Genomic DNA, 16,216 nt, shown 5'->3' on the forward strand with positions numbered 1-16,216 from the left:
ATGGCAAAGAAAATTATTGGTTTTATCAAGCTGCAAGTGCCAGCTGGTAAAGCAAATCCATCCCCACCAATCGGTCCAGCATTGGGTCAACGTGGTTTGAATATCATGGAATTCTGCAAAGCGTTTAACGCGCAGACTCAAGGTATGGAGCCAGGTATGCCAATTCCAGTTGTGATCACCGCATTTGCTGATAAGTCTTTCACATTCGTGATGAAGACGCCGCCAGCAACATACATGATCAAAAAAGCAGCTGGTATTACTAAAGGTTCTGCTAAACCACATACAGACAAGGTTGGCAAAATCACTCGTGCACAAGCCGAAGAAATCGCAACAGTTAAGCAAAAAGATTTGACTGCAGCTGATATGGAAGCAGCCGTGCGTACAATCGCAGGTTCCGCTCGTTCCATGGGCATCACGGTGGAGGGTCTGTAATGGCTAAGTTATCTAAAAAAGCAAAATTGCTGAAAACAAAAGTAGATCGTTTGAAAGTGTATCCATTTGATAACGCTATTGCGTTGATCAAAGAATGCGCAACTGCAAAATTCAACGAATCTATCGACGTTTCTGTTCAACTCGGTGTTGACCCTAAGAAATCTGACCAAGTTGTTCGTGGCGCGGTTGTATTGCCAGCTGGTACAGGTAAAACAGTTCGCGTAGCGGTATTTGCACAAGGCGCAAAAGCTGAAGAAGCGAAAGCAGCTGGTGCAGATATCGTTGGTATGGAAGATTTGGCAGAGCGCGTTAAAGCTGGCGATATGCCGTTTGACGTTGTGATTGCTTCTCCAGACACAATGCGTATCGTTGGTACTTTGGGTCAAGTTTTGGGGCCACGCGGTTTGATGCCGAATCCAAAAGTTGGCACAGTAACGCCTGACGTTGCTACAGCGGTTAAAAATGCTAAAGCTGGTCAAGTTCAATACCGTACAGACAAAGCAGGTATTATCCATACAACAATTGGTCGTAAATCTTTCGCTGATGGCGATTTGAAAGCGAACTTGTTGGCTTTGATCGACGCTTTGAATAAAGCTAAGCCAGCGACAAGTAAAGGTGTTTATCTGCGTAAAGTATCTATCTCATCCACTATGGGTGCAGGCGTACGCATAGACCACGCTAACTTGTCTGCTTAATTAAGTAGATTTCAAAATTAAGTCCATCTGCTGCAAAGTGGGTGGCGTATCTTTGGGCTGATTGCTTTCGATTTCAATATTGTAGGCAGTCAGAGTGTCAAAGACCGTTGGGCTTTTTAAATCCGTTTAAAAAGTTAATTGTTGAGAAGTGATTCTCGATGCCCAACGCAGATGGTGTACCCGAGCAAGTTTTGTAGTGACCACTGCTAACCCAGTGAAGCTCCTAACTTCGGACGCCGTGTTCGAAACGATATGAGGGAAATGCATCATTGTGGTGTATCGACTGAATATCATTAATGGAGGTTGACCGTGAGTCTCAATCTGAATGACAAAAAGGCTGTCGTCGCTGAAGTCTCTGCAAAAGTAGCAACTGCGCAGACTATCGTCGTAGCTGAATACCGTGGCATCCAGGTCGGTCATTTGACGCAATTGCGTGCACAAGCACGTGCTCAAGGCGTATATATGCGCGTGTTGAAAAACACACTCGCACGTCGCGCTGTAGAGGGTACTGCGTTTGCAAGCCTAGCTAATGAAATGACAGGTCCGTTGATCTATGCAATCTCGGATGATGCTGTTGCTGCTGCTAAAGTCGTTAATGACTTCGCAAAAGGCAATGACAAGTTAGTCGTTAAAGCTGGTAACTATGCTGGCAAGTCTTTGGACAAAGCTGGTGTTGTTGCGTTGGCAAGCATCCCAAGCCGCGAAGTACTGTTGGCACAATTGTTAGGCATGATGCAGGCACCTGTATCCGGCTTCGCACGTGGCCTCGCAGCTTTGGCAGCGAAAAAAGAAGCAGAAGCTGCTTAATCGCTTATTAGCGAGCAGCTGACGTTTCCGTCAAATACTGAATCGATGTTTTTTAAAAAATTAGGAGTTTCAAATGGCAATTAGTAAAGAAGATATCTTGGAAGCCGTAGGCGCGATGTCCGTAATGGACTTGAACGACTTGGTTAAAGCTTTCGAAGAAAAATTCGGCGTTTCTGCAGCTGCAATGGCAGTTGCTGGTCCAGCAGCTGGCGGCGGTGCTGCAGCAGCTGAAGAACAAACAGAATTCACAGTAGTTCTGGCTGAAGCTGGCGCAAATAAAGTTAGCGTTATTAAAGCAGTTCGTGAAATCACAGGTTTGGGCTTGAAAGAAGCTAAAGACCTCGTTGATGGCGCACCAAAAGCAGTTAAAGAAGGCGTATCAAAAGCTGATGCTGAAGCTGCTAAGAAGAAATTGGAAGAAGCTGGCGCGAAAGTTGACGTTAAGTAATTCCGTGTTATACTGGCGGACTTTCGAGTTTGCCTAAGTCAAAGTAAGGAATCTTCTTGCAAGAGAAGGTTCCTCTTTGGCTTCTCTGTCGTTCTCCCGGCAGAATTGTTGGTTCATTGTAGTTTGTTGAAATTTCCTAAGCCGAATCTCTTAAGGTGAGGGCTGAGACTTGAGGTTTCTTGATGGTTTTTCTTGTAGTGTCATTTACCTGGAAAAAAGTTTTGAAATCTGAATTCTCCATCCTTCCTTGCCACTCACGGAGTGTCCATGCACTACTCATTTACTGAGAAGAAGCGCATTCGTAAATCATTTGCGAAACGCGCTAACGTCCACAACGTTCCGTTCCTGCTGGCGACCCAGCTCGAGTCATATTTGGGCTTTTTGCAAGCCGACAAAGCACCGTCTGCGCGCAAAAATGAGGGCTTGCAGTCAGCCTTCACGTCCATTTTTCCGATCGTGTCGCACAATGGGTTCGCTCGTTTAGAATTTCTATCCTACGTTTTAGGCGATCCAGCCTTTGACGTCAAGGAATGTCAATTGCGCGGTTTGACATTTGCATCTCCTTTGCGTGCAAAAGTGCGTTTGGTGATTCTCGATAAAGAATCTCCAACCAAGCCTGTCGTTAAAGAAATGAAAGAACAAGAAGTGTATATGGGTGAATTGCCACTCATGACGACTACTGGTTCTTTCGTGATCAACGGTACTGAGCGTGTTATCGTTTCTCAGTTGCACCGTTCGCCTGGTGTGTTCTTCGAACACGATCGCGGCAAGACACATTCTTCTGGTAAGTTGTTGTTCTCGGCTCGTATCATTCCTTACCGTGGTTCATGGTTGGATTTTGAATTCGATCCAAAAGACATTCTATTCTTCCGTATTGACCGTCGTCGTAAGATGCCAGTCACAATCTTGTTGCGTGCGATCGGCATGACCAATGAACAGATTTTGGCGAACTTCTTTGTATTCGATAACTTCTCATTGCATAGCGATGGCGCAGAAATGGAATTCGTTTCTGAACGTCTGCGCGGTGAAGTTGCGCGTTTCGATATCTCCGATAAGTCTGGTAAGTTGATCGTCGCTAAAGACAAGCGTATCAATTCCAAGCATGTGCGTGAAATTGAATCTGCTGGCATCAAGATGATTTCTGTGCCTGAAGACTATTTGCTCGGTCGCGTATTGGCGAAAAATATCGTTGATGCGGATACCGGCGAAGTTGTTGCGAACGCGAATGATGAGTTGACAGAAGAATTGTTGGCCAAATTGCGTGACGCAAAAGTCACTGATATTCAAACTTTGTACACTAATGATCTCGATCAAGGTGCTTACATCTCCCAAACTTTGCGTGCAGACGATACTGCTGACCAAATGGCAGCACGTGTTGCGATCTATCGCATGATGCGTCCTGGTGAACCGCCAACAGAAGATTCTGTTGAAGCCTTGTTTAACGGATTGTTCTACAACGAAGATCGTTACGATTTGTCCGCAGTAGGTCGTATGAAATTCAATCGCCGTATTGGTCGCGATGAATTGACTGGTGCGATGACTTTGTCCGATGACGATATTTTGTCCGTGATTAAGATCTTGGTTGAGTTGCGCAATGGTCGGGGCGAAGTCGACGATATCGATCACTTGGGTAATCGTCGTGTACGTTGCGTTGGTGAATTGGCTGAGAACCAATTTCGTGCCGGTTTGGTGCGTGTTGAACGTGCTGTCAAAGAACGTTTGGGTCAAGCCGAAGCTGACAACTTGATGCCTCACGATTTGATCAACTCTAAGCCTATCTCTGCAGCAATCCGTGAGTTCTTTGGTTCTTCACAATTGTCTCAGTTTATGGATCAAACTAACCCATTGTCAGAGATCACGCATAAGCGTCGTATTTCCGCATTGGGACCTGGTGGTTTGACACGTGAACGTGCTGGCTTCGAGGTACGTGACGTTCATCCAACTCACTACGGTCGTGTTTGTCCGATTGAAACGCCAGAGGGGCCAAACATTGGTTTGATCAACTCTTTGGCTTTGTATGCGCGTTTGAACGAATACGGCTTCTTGGAAACACCATACCGTAAAGTTATCGATGGCAAGATCACGAATCAGATCGACTACTTATCAGCGATCGAAGAAGGTCGTTACATCATCGCTCAGGCGAATGCGACGATTGATGCGAATGGTGGTTTGAGCGATGAGTTGGTTTCCTCTCGTCAAGCTGGCGAAACAATTTTGGTTTCACCAGAGCGCGTTCAATATATGGACGTTGCTACCGGTCAGGTGGTTTCAGTTGCGGCATCCTTGATTCCATTCTTGGAACACGATGATGCGAACCGTGCGTTGATGGGTGCCAACATGCAACGTCAAGCAGTTCCTTGCTTACGTCCAGAAAAAGCATTCGTCGGTACAGGTATTGAGCGCACTGTAGCGGTCGACTCCGGCACCACAGTACAAGCATTGCGCGGTGGTAAAGTGGATTACATCGATGCGGGTCGTATCGTTATTCGTGTGAATGACGCGGAAGCGCAAGCTGGTGAAGTCGGTGTTGATATCTACAACTTGATCAAGTACACACGTTCTAACCAAAACACGAACATCAACCAACGTCCTATCGTCAAAGTTGGCGATATCGTAGCGAAGGGTGACGTATTGGCGGATGGTGCATCAACTGACTTGGGCGAATTAGCTCTGGGTCAAAACATGTTGATCGCATTTATGCCATGGAATGGTTATAACTTCGAAGATTCGATTTTGATCTCCGAAAAAGTGGTAGCTGATGATCGCTATACATCGATTCATATCGAAGAGTTGTCTGCAGTTGCACGTGATACCAAGTTGGGTGCAGAAGAAATCACACGTGATATCTCTAACCTCGCTGAAAACCAATTAGCACGTCTGGATGAATCCGGTATCGTCTACATCGGTGCGGAAGTGACAGCGGGCGATACTCTTGTCGGTAAAGTAACGCCAAAAGGTGAAACGCAACTGACACCAGAAGAAAAACTCTTGCGTGCGATTTTCGGTGAGAAAGCTTCTGACGTTAAAGATACATCCTTGCGCGTGCCTTCTGGCATGGTTGGTACCGTTATCGACGTTCAAGTGTTCACACGTGAAGGTATCCAACGGGACAAACGTGCACAGCAAATTATCGATGATGAATTGAAGCGCTATCGCCTCGATTTGAACGATCAGTTGCGTATTGTGGAAGGCGACGCCTTCGAACGTTTGCAACGTATGTTGGTTGGTAAAGTCGCTAACGGTGGCCCAGCTAAATTGGCTAAAGGTGCGACGATTACTAAGGAATACTTGGCAGAAGTTGATAAGTACCATTGGTTCGATATTCGCCCAGCGGACGAAGACGCAGCACGTGCAATTGAAGCGATCAAAGATTCTATCGCTGAAAAACGTCACCAGTTCGATTTAGCGTTTGAAGAAAAACGTACGAAATTGACCCAAGGCGATGAGTTGCCACCAGGCGTACAAAAAATGGTTAAGGTTTACTTAGCTGTTAAACGTCGTTTGCAACCAGGTGACAAGATGGCGGGTCGTCACGGTAACAAGGGTGTGGTTTCACGCATTGTTCCTGTTGAAGATATGCCTTACATGGCTGACGGTACACCAGCTGACATCGTGTTGAACCCATTGGGTGTTCCATCACGTATGAACGTGGGTCAGGTTTTGGAAGTTCACTTAGGTTGGGCAGCTAAAGGTCTTGGCTTGCGTATCGGCGAAATGTTGAACGCGAAAGTGAAAGTTGAAGAATTACGTGGTTTCTTGAAGCAAATCTATAACGAGTCTGGTAAGTCTGAAGATATCGATGGTTTGTCCGATGATGAAATCATGGAATTGACGTCTAACCTGAAAAAAGGTGTGCCGTTCGCAACGCCAGTGTTTGACGGTGCGCACGAATCTGAAATTCGTCGCATGTTGGATTTGGCTTACCCAGATCCAATCGCGAAACAATTAGGTATGACGCCATCGAAGAATCAAGTGACTTTGTATGACGGTCGCACTGGTGAAGCGTTCGAACGTAATGTGACTGTCGGTTATATGCACGTCTTGAAATTGCATCACTTGGTGGATGACAAGATGCATGCACGTTCGACCGGTCCTTACTCTCTTGTGACACAACAACCATTGGGCGGTAAAGCGCAATTCGGTGGTCAGCGTTTCGGTGAGATGGAGGTGTGGGCACTTGAAGCGTACGGCGCGTCTTACGTCTTGCAAGAGATGTTGACTGTGAAGTCCGATGACGTGAATGGACGTACTAAAGTGTACGAAAATCTCGTTAAAGGTGATCACGTGATCGACGCTGGTATGCCTGAGTCCTTCAACGTTCTCGTCAAAGAGATTCGTTCTTTAGGTATCGATATCGATCTTGAGCGTAGTTGATTGGCACTTGATCTGTCATTAATCAGATTTAAATTAGTAAATTGGTAGTAAACCTTCGCCCGAATTCATTTCGGGCGTTGGTCATTCAGATGGACTAACATTTTTTATGTTTTTTGTTCCCGGTATTTTGCGGAACTTGGATCGACTCAGAAGTCGATCAGGCTCTCCCGCTAATGCGAACAGGGTTAAACTTAAAGCAGATCAGATGCGTTCCATAAGCACAAGCGATTCAACACTTCACTGGAGTGCAATACATGAAAGCCCTGCTCGATCTATTCAAGCAAGTTCAGCCCAATGAACAATTCGACGCGATCAAAATTGGTCTCGCGTCTCCAGAAAAAATCCGTTCATGGTCCTATGGCGAAGTTAAAAAGCCAGAAACAATCAACTACCGTACGTTTAAGCCAGAACGTGATGGTTTGTTCTGCGCGAAGATTTTTGGCCCAATTAAAGATTACGAATGCTTGTGCGGTAAGTACAAACGTTTGAAACATCGCGGTGTGATCTGCGAAAAGTGTGGCGTTGAAGTAACTTTGGCTAAAGTGCGTCGTGAACGCATGGGCCACATCGAGTTGGCTTCCCCAACGGCACATATCTGGTTCTTGAAGTCCTTGCCATCCCGTTTGGGTATGGTACTCGACATGACATTGCGCGATATCGAACGCGTTTTGTATTTTGAAGCATACGTTGTGACTGATCCAGGCATGACTCCGCTGAAAAAATGCCAAATCATGTCTGAAGATGACTACGCAGCAAAATACGAAGAGTACGGTGATGAATTCACCGCGTTCATGGGTGCAGAAGGTATCCGTGAATTGTTGCGCTCTATCGACATCGATCGTGATGCAGAAACTTTGCGTACTGAACTCAAAGAATCTAAATCTGAAGCGAAGATCAAGAAGTACTCTAAGCGCTTGAAAGTATTGGAAGCCTTCCAACGTTCTGGTATCAAGCCAGACTGGATGATCATGGAAGTGTTGCCAGTATTGCCGCCAGAATTGCGTCCATTGGTACCTTTGGATGGTGGCCGTTTCGCGACTTCGGATTTGAACGATTTGTATCGTCGCGTCATTAACCGTAATAACCGTTTGAAGCGTTTGATGGAATTGCGCGCTCCGGAAATCATTACGCGCAATGAAAAGCGTATGTTGCAAGAAGCGGTTGATTCCTTGTTAGACAATGGTCGTCGCGGTAAAGCAATGACTGGCGCAAACAAACGTCCTTTGAAATCTTTGGCAGAAATGATCAAAGGTAAGGGCGGTCGTTTCCGTCAAAACTTGTTGGGTAAACGCGTTGACTACTCTGGTCGTTCCGTTATCGTGGTCGGTCCACAACTGAAATTGCATCAATGTGGTTTGCCAAAGTTGATGGCCTTGGAATTGTTCAAACCATTCATTTTCAATAAATTGGAATTGATGGGCTTGGCAACAACGATCAAAGCAGCGAAGAAACTCGTTGAAATTCAAGAGCCAGTCGTTTGGGATATCTTGGAAGAAGTGATTCGCGAACATCCGATCATGTTGAACCGTGCGCCTACTTTGCACCGTTTAGGTATTCAAGCATTTGAACCAGTTTTGATTGAAGGTAAAGCGATCCAATTGCACCCACTCGTCTGCGCGGCATTCAATGCCGACTTCGACGGTGACCAAATGGCGGTTCACGTTCCTTTGTCTATCGAAGCGCAAATGGAAGCACGCACATTGATGCTCGCTTCTAACAATATTTTGTTCCCATCCAATGGTGAACCATCGATTGTGCCTTCTCAGGATATCGTGTTGGGTCTCTACTATGCATCACGCGAAGCCATCAATGGGAAGGGTGAGGGCATGATGTTCCCAGACGTATCGGAAGCGATTCGTGCTTGGGATAACAAAGAAGTGGAATTGGCGACACGTATCACAGTACGTATTACTGAATATCCAAAAGACAAAGCGACTGGTGAATTCGTTAAAACAGTTAAGCGTTACGAAACCACAGTGGGTCGTGCGATCCTGTCTGAGATCTTGCCAAAAGGCTTGCCATTCTCAGTCTTGAATCGTCCTTTGAAGAAAAAAGAAATTTCCAAATTGATCGATACTTCCTTCCGTAAGTGCGGTTTGCGCGCGACGGTGGTGTTTGCTGATCAATTGATGCAGTCTGGTTTCCGCTTGGCGACTCGTGCTGGTATTTCTATCTGTATCGACGATATGTTGGTACCACCACAAAAAGTCACTTTGTTGGCTGCCGCTGAACATGAAGTGAAACAAATCGAACAGCAATATGCATCCGGTTTGGTGACAGCAGGCGAACGTTACAATAAAGTGGTCGACATCTGGGGTAAAACAGGTGACGAAGTCGGCAAGGCGATGATGGAACAGCTCAAAGTTGAACCAGTAACACGTCGTGACGGCACACAAGGTACACAAGAGTCCTTCAACGCGATTTACATGATGGCTGACTCCGGTGCGCGTGGTTCTGCAGCACAGATTCGTCAGTTGGCAGGTATGCGTGGTCTGATGGCGAAACCAGACGGCTCGATTATCGAAACGCCGATTACTGCGAACTTCCGCGAAGGTTTGAACGTTCTCCAGTACTTTATTTCTACACACGGTGCACGTAAAGGTCTGGCAGATACGGCGTTGAAGACAGCGAACTCCGGTTACTTGACACGTCGTTTGGTCGACGTTACGCAAGATCTGGTTGTGATCGAAGACGATTGCGGCACATCCAACGGTTCTTCAATGAAGGCGATCGTTGAGGGTGGTGAAGTGAACGTACCTTTGCGCGATTTGATCTTGGGTCGTGTTGCTGCGAACGATATCGTCAATCCAGAAACGCAAGAGACACTATACGCTGCTGGCACATTGCTTGACGAATTCATGGTTGAGGAAATCGAAGCCTTGGGCATCGACGAAGTGAAAGTACGTACACCATTGACATGTGACACACGCTACGGCTTGTGCGCAATGTGCTACGGTCGTGATTTGGGTCGTGGTAACTTGGTGAATGCGGGTGAATCTGTCGGTGTTATCGCTGCGCAGTCCATCGGTGAACCAGGTACACAGTTGACGATGCGTACCTTCCACATTGGTGGTGCGGCTTCTCGTGCAGCGATCGCTTCTTCTGTTGAAGCAAAATCCAACGGTACGATTCGTTTCACAGCGACGATGCGTTACGTGACGAACGGCAAAGGCGATCAAATCGTGATTTCCCGTTCTGGTGAAGTCTTGATCACGGATGATCATGGACGTGAGCGTGAACGTCATAAAGTACCTTATGGTGCAACCTTGATCGTAAAAGACGGCATGACGATCAAAGCCGGTACAGATCTGGCGACATGGGATCCATTGACACGTCCGATCATTACTGAGTACACAGGTCAAGTGAAGTTTGAAAACGTCGAAGAAGGCGTGACTGTTGCTAAGCAGGTTGATGATGTGACTGGTTTGTCCACATTAGTTGTTATCGATGCGAAACGTCGTGGTTCTGCTGGTGGTAAGAGCTTGCGTCCTCAAGTTAAATTGTTGAACGAAGCTGGTGAAGAAGTGAAAATTTCTGGCACTGAGCACGCGGTAACGATTGGTTTCCAAGTTGGTGCTTTGATTACAGTGAAAGACGGTCAACAAGTTCACGTTGGTGAAGTATTGGCGCGTATCCCAACTGAATCACAAAAAACCCGTGATATTACCGGTGGTCTCCCACGTGTTGCTGAGTTGTTCGAAGCGCGTTCACCAAAAGACGCTGGTATGTTGGCAGAAGTGACTGGTACAGTTGCGTTTGGTAAAGAAACCAAAGGTAAGCAACGTCTGGAAATCACTGATATGGATGGTCAGAAACATGAGTTCCTGATCACTAAAGATAAACAAGTCTTAGTGCATGACGGTCAAGTGGTGAACAAAGGTGAGATGATTGTTGACGGCCCAGCTGATCCACAAGACATCTTGCGCTTGTTGGGGATCGAAGCTTTGGCTCGTTACATCGTTGACGAAGTTCAAGACGTTTATCGCTTACAAGGCGTTAAGATCAATGACAAGCACATTGAAGTGATCGTACGTCAAATGTTGCGTCGTGTCGTAGTCGTGAATCCAGGCGATACCAACTACATCGTTGGTGAACAAGTTGAACGTTCTGATTTGCTCGGTGAGAATGATCGTGTTGCCGCAGTGGACGGTATTCCAGCAACGTATGAAAATATCTTGTTGGGTATTACCAAAGCGTCCTTGTCGACAGATTCTTTCATCTCTGCCGCTTCCTTCCAAGAGACCACACGTGTTCTCACAGAAGCAGCGATCATGGGCAAGAAAGACACTCTGCGTGGCTTGAAAGAAAACGTCATTGTTGGTCGTTTGATCCCAGCTGGTACAGGTCTCGCATACCACCGCGCGCGCAAGATGAAAGAATCTTGGGAAGCTGATGAGCGTGCAGCCTTGTTACAAGCTGAAAAAGAAATCTTCACGCCAGCAGCCGAAGTGGCAGCAACGGATGTGAACCTGGGTGACGCTTAATTATCTAGTTACCTGCTAGTGATTAGGTACATCTGGCAGCTCAGTTGCTAGAAAATTAGTTGCTAAAAAAAAGAGCGGCACCGTGGAATTTTCACGGTGCCGTTTTTGTTTGTTAGTGCGTAGCGCAGAGATAAAACTCAATTTGTAATACGAAAAAAAGGATAGTCATGAAGTTAGATCCCGGCCTGATTGATTCCGCTTTGAATGAGTTAAGCCTAGGCCATAATCAATTCCCCGTGACAATCGAGCTAGTCCAAGAGACAGGTTCTACCAACGCCGATTTGATTGCGCGCGCCAAAGAAGGTAATTTAAAAAATGCCACCTTGTTACTGGCAGAAAAGCAAACCGCTGGGCGTGGGCGGGCAGGGCGAAGCTGGCACTCAATATCGGGTGGCGTGTTAACTTTTTCCTTGGCCTGTCATTTCGAAGCGGGAGTGCAAAGTTTGTTAGGGCTTCCTTTAGCGGTAGGTGTGGCGCTAGTCGAGCGACTAAGGCAAATAGGGGTGCCGGTTAGTTTAAAATGGCCGAACGATATTCTTAAAGACAACAAGAAATTGGGCGGCATCTTACTTGAGACTCAGAGCGATGGGCGGGGCGGTGTTTGGGCAGTGATAGGTATCGGCCTGAATTTGCAGATCCCCGCTGAGCTGGAGCAACTCATAGGGCGAGAAGTTGCTGATGCACCTTGGTTGGCGCAGATGGATAGAAATAACTTAATGGCGCAATTATTACACTCACTAATAGCTGCTTTGTCTGAATTTCAAGTTCTGGGTTTTTCAGCATTTACAGAGCGTTGGAATCTGCTGCATGCGCATGCTCATCAAGCGGTGACCATCATCGATCAAGGTCAGATTTTGCATCAAGGAATTGCCTTAGGTGTTGATGCGCAAGGAAGCTTGTTATTACAAACGGAAATAGAAACCCTGCGTATTCATTCAGGGGATGTGTCTTTGCGTGCTTTGCCGTAAAATGAACTAGTTCTCACCCCTACATTTATCTACTGTTCATGACTCTTCAGCTTCCCTTATTGTTACTTATCGATGCGGGAAATACACGTATCAAATGGGCGTGTATAGAGCGAAGTTCGGAACACCACTCGGAGCGCCACCTGGAACATGGTTCGGAGTTGTCCTTACCCGTCCAATGGATCGCAAGCGGTTCATTGGCGCATCAAGACTTGAATGATTTGCCCGCCTTGTTGTCTGGCTTTCGGGTCGTTGAAATTCTGATGTCGAATGTCGCCGGAGCAACTGTAGGCGACGCTTTGTGCTCGATGTTTAGATCTCATTTTCCTCAAGTCCCAGTACAAATTTTTCGTTCACAAGCACAGTGCGCTGGCTTGCAGAATCTTTATATAGAACCGCAGCGATTAGGCTCTGACCGATTCGCCTCAGCGATCGCTGCACACCATTGGTTTCCCAATCAAGCTTGTGTCGTGGCAACCTGTGGTACGGCGACTACCATAGACGCGGTGGACGGCGCAGATTTTTTGGGTGGAATGATTTTGCCTGGTTTGCAATTAATGGCAGCGTCATTAGCAAAAAATACTGCACAGTTGCCTCAGATCGCACAGCATATGGGACTACAGGATACATTTGCGCGTAGCACCGACCAAGCCATAGTCAGCGGCTGTGTGCATGCGCAAGTGGGCGCTATGCTAAGTGCTATTGATCATCTGCGACAACGTAGTCAGCAACCGGTACAGCTATTAATTTCTGGCGGTGCAGCCGTCTTTCTGATCCCGCAATTAAAGTTGCAAAGCAATCTGATCTGGCATCATGTTGAGAATCTGGTCTTGTCCGGTCTTTTAGTCGTAGCGAAATCCCCATAGCGCTGGCATCATTGGCACATTAACTTAACCTCTTATTCCGATACTCTATTTATTATGCTGCGATTCTTGTTGTGGATTTTATTGATTATTAATGGCTTATTACTCGCACTGAATTTTGGCGTATTCGGAAATTGGGAGCGTGCCGAGCGTGAGCCTACGCGTTTGAAAGCAGAAAAAAATGCTGACAAGTTGAAGGTACTGGCACCTAATGTCGCGCATGACATGATCGATGCCGCAAGCAAAAAAGCGGTACCTCCTATCGCGTGTTTGGAGTTAGGTGGTATCAACACGGCAGACGCAAAAAGTTTCGAAGAAAAATTAAAATTACTGGCGCTGGGTGAACGACAAAGCCGTACTGAAATTGCAGAAGTGGCGACCAATATGGTGTATTTGCCGTCCTTGGGAAGCAAAGATGCGGCCGACAAAAAAGCAGCGCAATTAAAGAAACTCGGTTTGAGTGAATTCTACATCGTGCAAGATCAATCGCCACTGCGCTGGGGAATCTCCTTAGGTGTGTTTAAAACACCCGAAGCAGCGCAAACACATCTGGCTAATTTGGTAAAAAAAGGTCTCAAAGAAGCTCGTATCGCCCCTCGTGCAGTGAGTTCAGCGAAAGTGGTTTATCGTTTGCTAGACATCACACCAGAGGAAAAGAAAAGCCTAGACGCATTGAAAGAAAATCAGAGTGGTGTAGAGATGCATGAGTGCACGCTGTAAAGCGATGCAATGGTTTGATCCTACTAATTCAGGCACTCATTTATCTACTTTCGTTTCTCTATTTCCTAATTTTTTTGTAGGGACAGTTTATCGTGTCAGCTCCTTTTCACTTTATTCAAGGCCAAGTGCCCTTATTGATTTCCATGCCGCATGTGGGAACTCAAATCCCGCCCGATGTACTCGCTAAGATGAATCCTGTTGCAGAGTACAAAGCAGATACCGATTGGCATCTGCCGCTACTTTACAATATGCGTGAAGCCTTAGGTGCGTCCTTAATTCATGCTGAGTATTCGCGTTATTTGATTGATTTAAATCGGCCATCGGATGACATGAATTTGTATCCGGGGCAGGATACAACAGGCTTATGTCCGGTTGATACCTTTGCTAAAGAAGCCTTATATCGCCCGGGACAAAATCCAGACGCGAATGAAATACAGCGCAGGGTTCAAACCTACTGGCAGCCTTATCATCAGCAGTTGCAAGCGGAATTGCAACGTTTGCGCGACCTGCATGGTATTGCGATTCTGTGGGATGCGCACTCCATTGCGTCACAAGTGCCACGTTTTTTTGAGGGGCGCTTACCCGATTTGAACTTTGGTACTGCCGATCAAAAATCTTGCGATAGTGGCTTGCAAGCAGCCTTGGCGCAGGTGATGGTACAACATGGCGCGCCCTACACCCATGTGTTTAATGGACGCTTTAAAGGTGGACACATCACACGTCACTATGGACAACCAGCGAATCAACTTCATGCTGTTCAACTAGAAATGAGTCAATGTGTGTATATGGACGAAAACCATCCATTCGCGTATCGAGAAGATTTGGCGGCGCAGATTCAACCATTATTAAATCGATTATTGCAAACCTGCATTACCTGGGCAACGGCGCAACCGCGCAATTAAGTGGTACAACTAAGTGGCACAACTAAGTGACACAACTAAGTGACACAACTTAATCGTTCTCCATCACTAGGCAATGTCAGGTCTATCAGGAACTAAGAAATGAATACAAGTAGCACGCATACACTCTTCGCCCAGCAGGCTTTATTACCTGAAGGCTGGGTCGCCAATGTGCGTTTGCATTGGGATGCGCAGGGTAATTTTAGTCAAATCGAAACAGCTGCTACACCGACAGCCTATGAGCCTCAGTACGGCTACGTTTCACCCGGCATGACGAATTTGCACTCGCATGCTTTTCAAAGAGCGATGGCGGGTATGACGGAGATCGCTGGTGAAGGGCCGGACAGTTTTTGGACTTGGCGCGATCTGATGTATCGCTATGCCTTAGCGATTTCACCTGAGCAGATGCAGGCGATTGCAGCGCAGTTGTATTCCGAATGCCTACGTCATGGTTACACCTCGATATGCGAATTCCATTACGTACATCGCGCGCCTGAAGGTGTGTTTTATGCTGATATTGCGGAGACCTCGAAACAGGTCATCGCGGCAGCAAACAGCACAGGTATGGGAATTAGTATGTTGCCCGTGTTGTACAGTTATGCCGATTTTAATCATCAACCGTTGCGCGACGATCAGCGTCGTTTTAATACCAATGTAGAGCAGATACTGCAGATTATTCAAGCATTAGAAAACCAGCGTAACGCGCAAGTAGAAGTAGGTGTGGCACCGCATTCTCTGCGTGCCGCTAGCACGGAGCAAATTGCAGAATTAGTCGCTGCGATGCCGCAGGGACGCCAGATTCATATTCATATTGCGGAACAAATGCGCGAAGTGAACGCCTGCATCGCAGCGACGGGTAAGCGTCCAGTTGAATTACTGTTTGATACACAAAGTGTGGATGAACGTTGGTGCTTAGTGCATGCGACGCATTTGAATCAACACGAAGTTGCGAATATGGCGGCGAGCAAATCGGTTGCCGGTATTTGCACTTCGACTGAAGGCAATTTGGGGGATGGTTTCTTTGAATTACCCGACTATATCGCGGCGCAAGGACGCTTTGGTATTGGTACTGATAGTCATGCTTCACAAAGCGTGGTGGAAGAAATTCGTTGGCTGGAATATGGACAGCGCTTAAAAGCGCAGGGCCGTAACATCGCCAGCGTCAAAGGCCAAAGACGGGTCGCAGATTATTTGTGGCAACAATGTTTGCAAGGCGGCGCACAAGCATCAGGGCGTAAGCTTGGCCAACTAAAAATAGAACATAGAGCCGACTTTATTATCTTTGATGATCAACATCCCAATTTACAAAATCTGGATGTGGCTGATGTATTGAGTAGCGTAGTATTTACGGGTAATGACAATTTAATTCGTGATGTCTTTGTCGGAGGACAGCAGGTCGTCGCCGCAGGGCGCCATCGCGATCAGGCGCAGATTAATGCGAATTACGTGGCTTGTATGCGGCAGTTGCGTCAGCTGAAGTAGTCGTGAAACGGATTCATGCAAAGAAGTAGCGGTGGTGCGCATGGTGC

At 46.7% G+C, this 16,216-nt stretch carries 11 protein-coding genes; all 11 read left to right on the plus strand.

Features of this window, described 5'->3' with window-relative positions:
* The 11 genes from rplK to ACFFJH_RS09320 all read left to right on the plus strand — a co-directional run bounded on the left by rplK (position 1) and on the right by ACFFJH_RS09320 (position 16,169).
* Positions 1-432, plus strand: a complete 432-nt coding sequence (rplK, locus tag ACFFJH_RS09270; RefSeq protein ID WP_186891709.1) for a 50S ribosomal protein L11 — start codon at positions 1-3, stop codon at positions 430-432.
* Positions 432-1,127 (plus strand): 50S ribosomal protein L1, encoded by a 696-nt coding sequence (rplA, locus tag ACFFJH_RS09275; RefSeq protein WP_390211845.1) that lies wholly within the window; start codon positions 432-434, stop codon positions 1,125-1,127. Before rplK ends, rplA begins: the two co-directional genes overlap by 1 nt.
* Positions 1,128-1,436: 309 nt before the next feature.
* Positions 1,437-1,934, plus strand: coding sequence for a 50S ribosomal protein L10 (gene rplJ / locus ACFFJH_RS09280; RefSeq protein ID WP_189347197.1), 498 nt, complete (start codon positions 1,437-1,439; stop codon positions 1,932-1,934).
* A 73-nt stretch (positions 1,935-2,007) separates the two neighbouring features.
* A complete protein-coding gene (rplL, locus tag ACFFJH_RS09285) occupies positions 2,008-2,382 on the plus strand; it encodes a 50S ribosomal protein L7/L12 (protein WP_189347198.1) in 375 nt (124 codons plus the stop codon).
* Positions 2,383-2,649: 267 nt separating this feature from the next.
* On the plus strand, positions 2,650-6,756 hold the full coding sequence (gene rpoB, locus ACFFJH_RS09290; RefSeq protein WP_390211846.1) for a DNA-directed RNA polymerase subunit beta: 4,107 nt from the start codon (positions 2,650-2,652) through the stop codon (positions 6,754-6,756).
* Between the two features lie 254 nt (positions 6,757-7,010).
* Positions 7,011-11,240, plus strand: coding sequence for a DNA-directed RNA polymerase subunit beta' (gene rpoC / locus ACFFJH_RS09295; protein WP_390211848.1), 4,230 nt, complete (start codon positions 7,011-7,013; stop codon positions 11,238-11,240).
* Between the two features lie 167 nt (positions 11,241-11,407).
* Positions 11,408-12,208 (plus strand): biotin--[acetyl-CoA-carboxylase] ligase, encoded by an 801-nt coding sequence (locus ACFFJH_RS09300; RefSeq protein ID WP_390211849.1) that lies wholly within the window; start codon positions 11,408-11,410, stop codon positions 12,206-12,208.
* A 38-nt stretch (positions 12,209-12,246) separates the two neighbouring features.
* Positions 12,247-13,071, plus strand: a complete 825-nt coding sequence (locus ACFFJH_RS09305; RefSeq protein ID WP_390211850.1) for a type III pantothenate kinase — start codon at positions 12,247-12,249, stop codon at positions 13,069-13,071.
* A 66-nt stretch (positions 13,072-13,137) separates the two neighbouring features.
* Entirely contained in the window at positions 13,138-13,788 is a 651-nt protein-coding gene (locus tag ACFFJH_RS09310; RefSeq protein WP_390211851.1) for an SPOR domain-containing protein, read from the plus strand.
* A 92-nt stretch (positions 13,789-13,880) separates the two neighbouring features.
* Positions 13,881-14,690, plus strand: a complete 810-nt coding sequence (gene hutG / locus ACFFJH_RS09315) for an N-formylglutamate deformylase (protein ID WP_390211853.1) — start codon at positions 13,881-13,883, stop codon at positions 14,688-14,690.
* 99 nt (positions 14,691-14,789) lie between these two features.
* A complete protein-coding gene (locus ACFFJH_RS09320; protein WP_390211855.1) occupies positions 14,790-16,169 on the plus strand; it encodes a formimidoylglutamate deiminase in 1,380 nt (459 codons plus the stop codon).
* Positions 16,170-16,216 lie beyond the last annotated feature (47 nt).

The sequence above is a fragment of the Affinundibacterium danionis genome, from assembly GCF_042432465.1.
GTDB lineage: Bacteria > Pseudomonadota > Gammaproteobacteria > Burkholderiales > Burkholderiaceae_D > Undibacterium > Undibacterium danionis.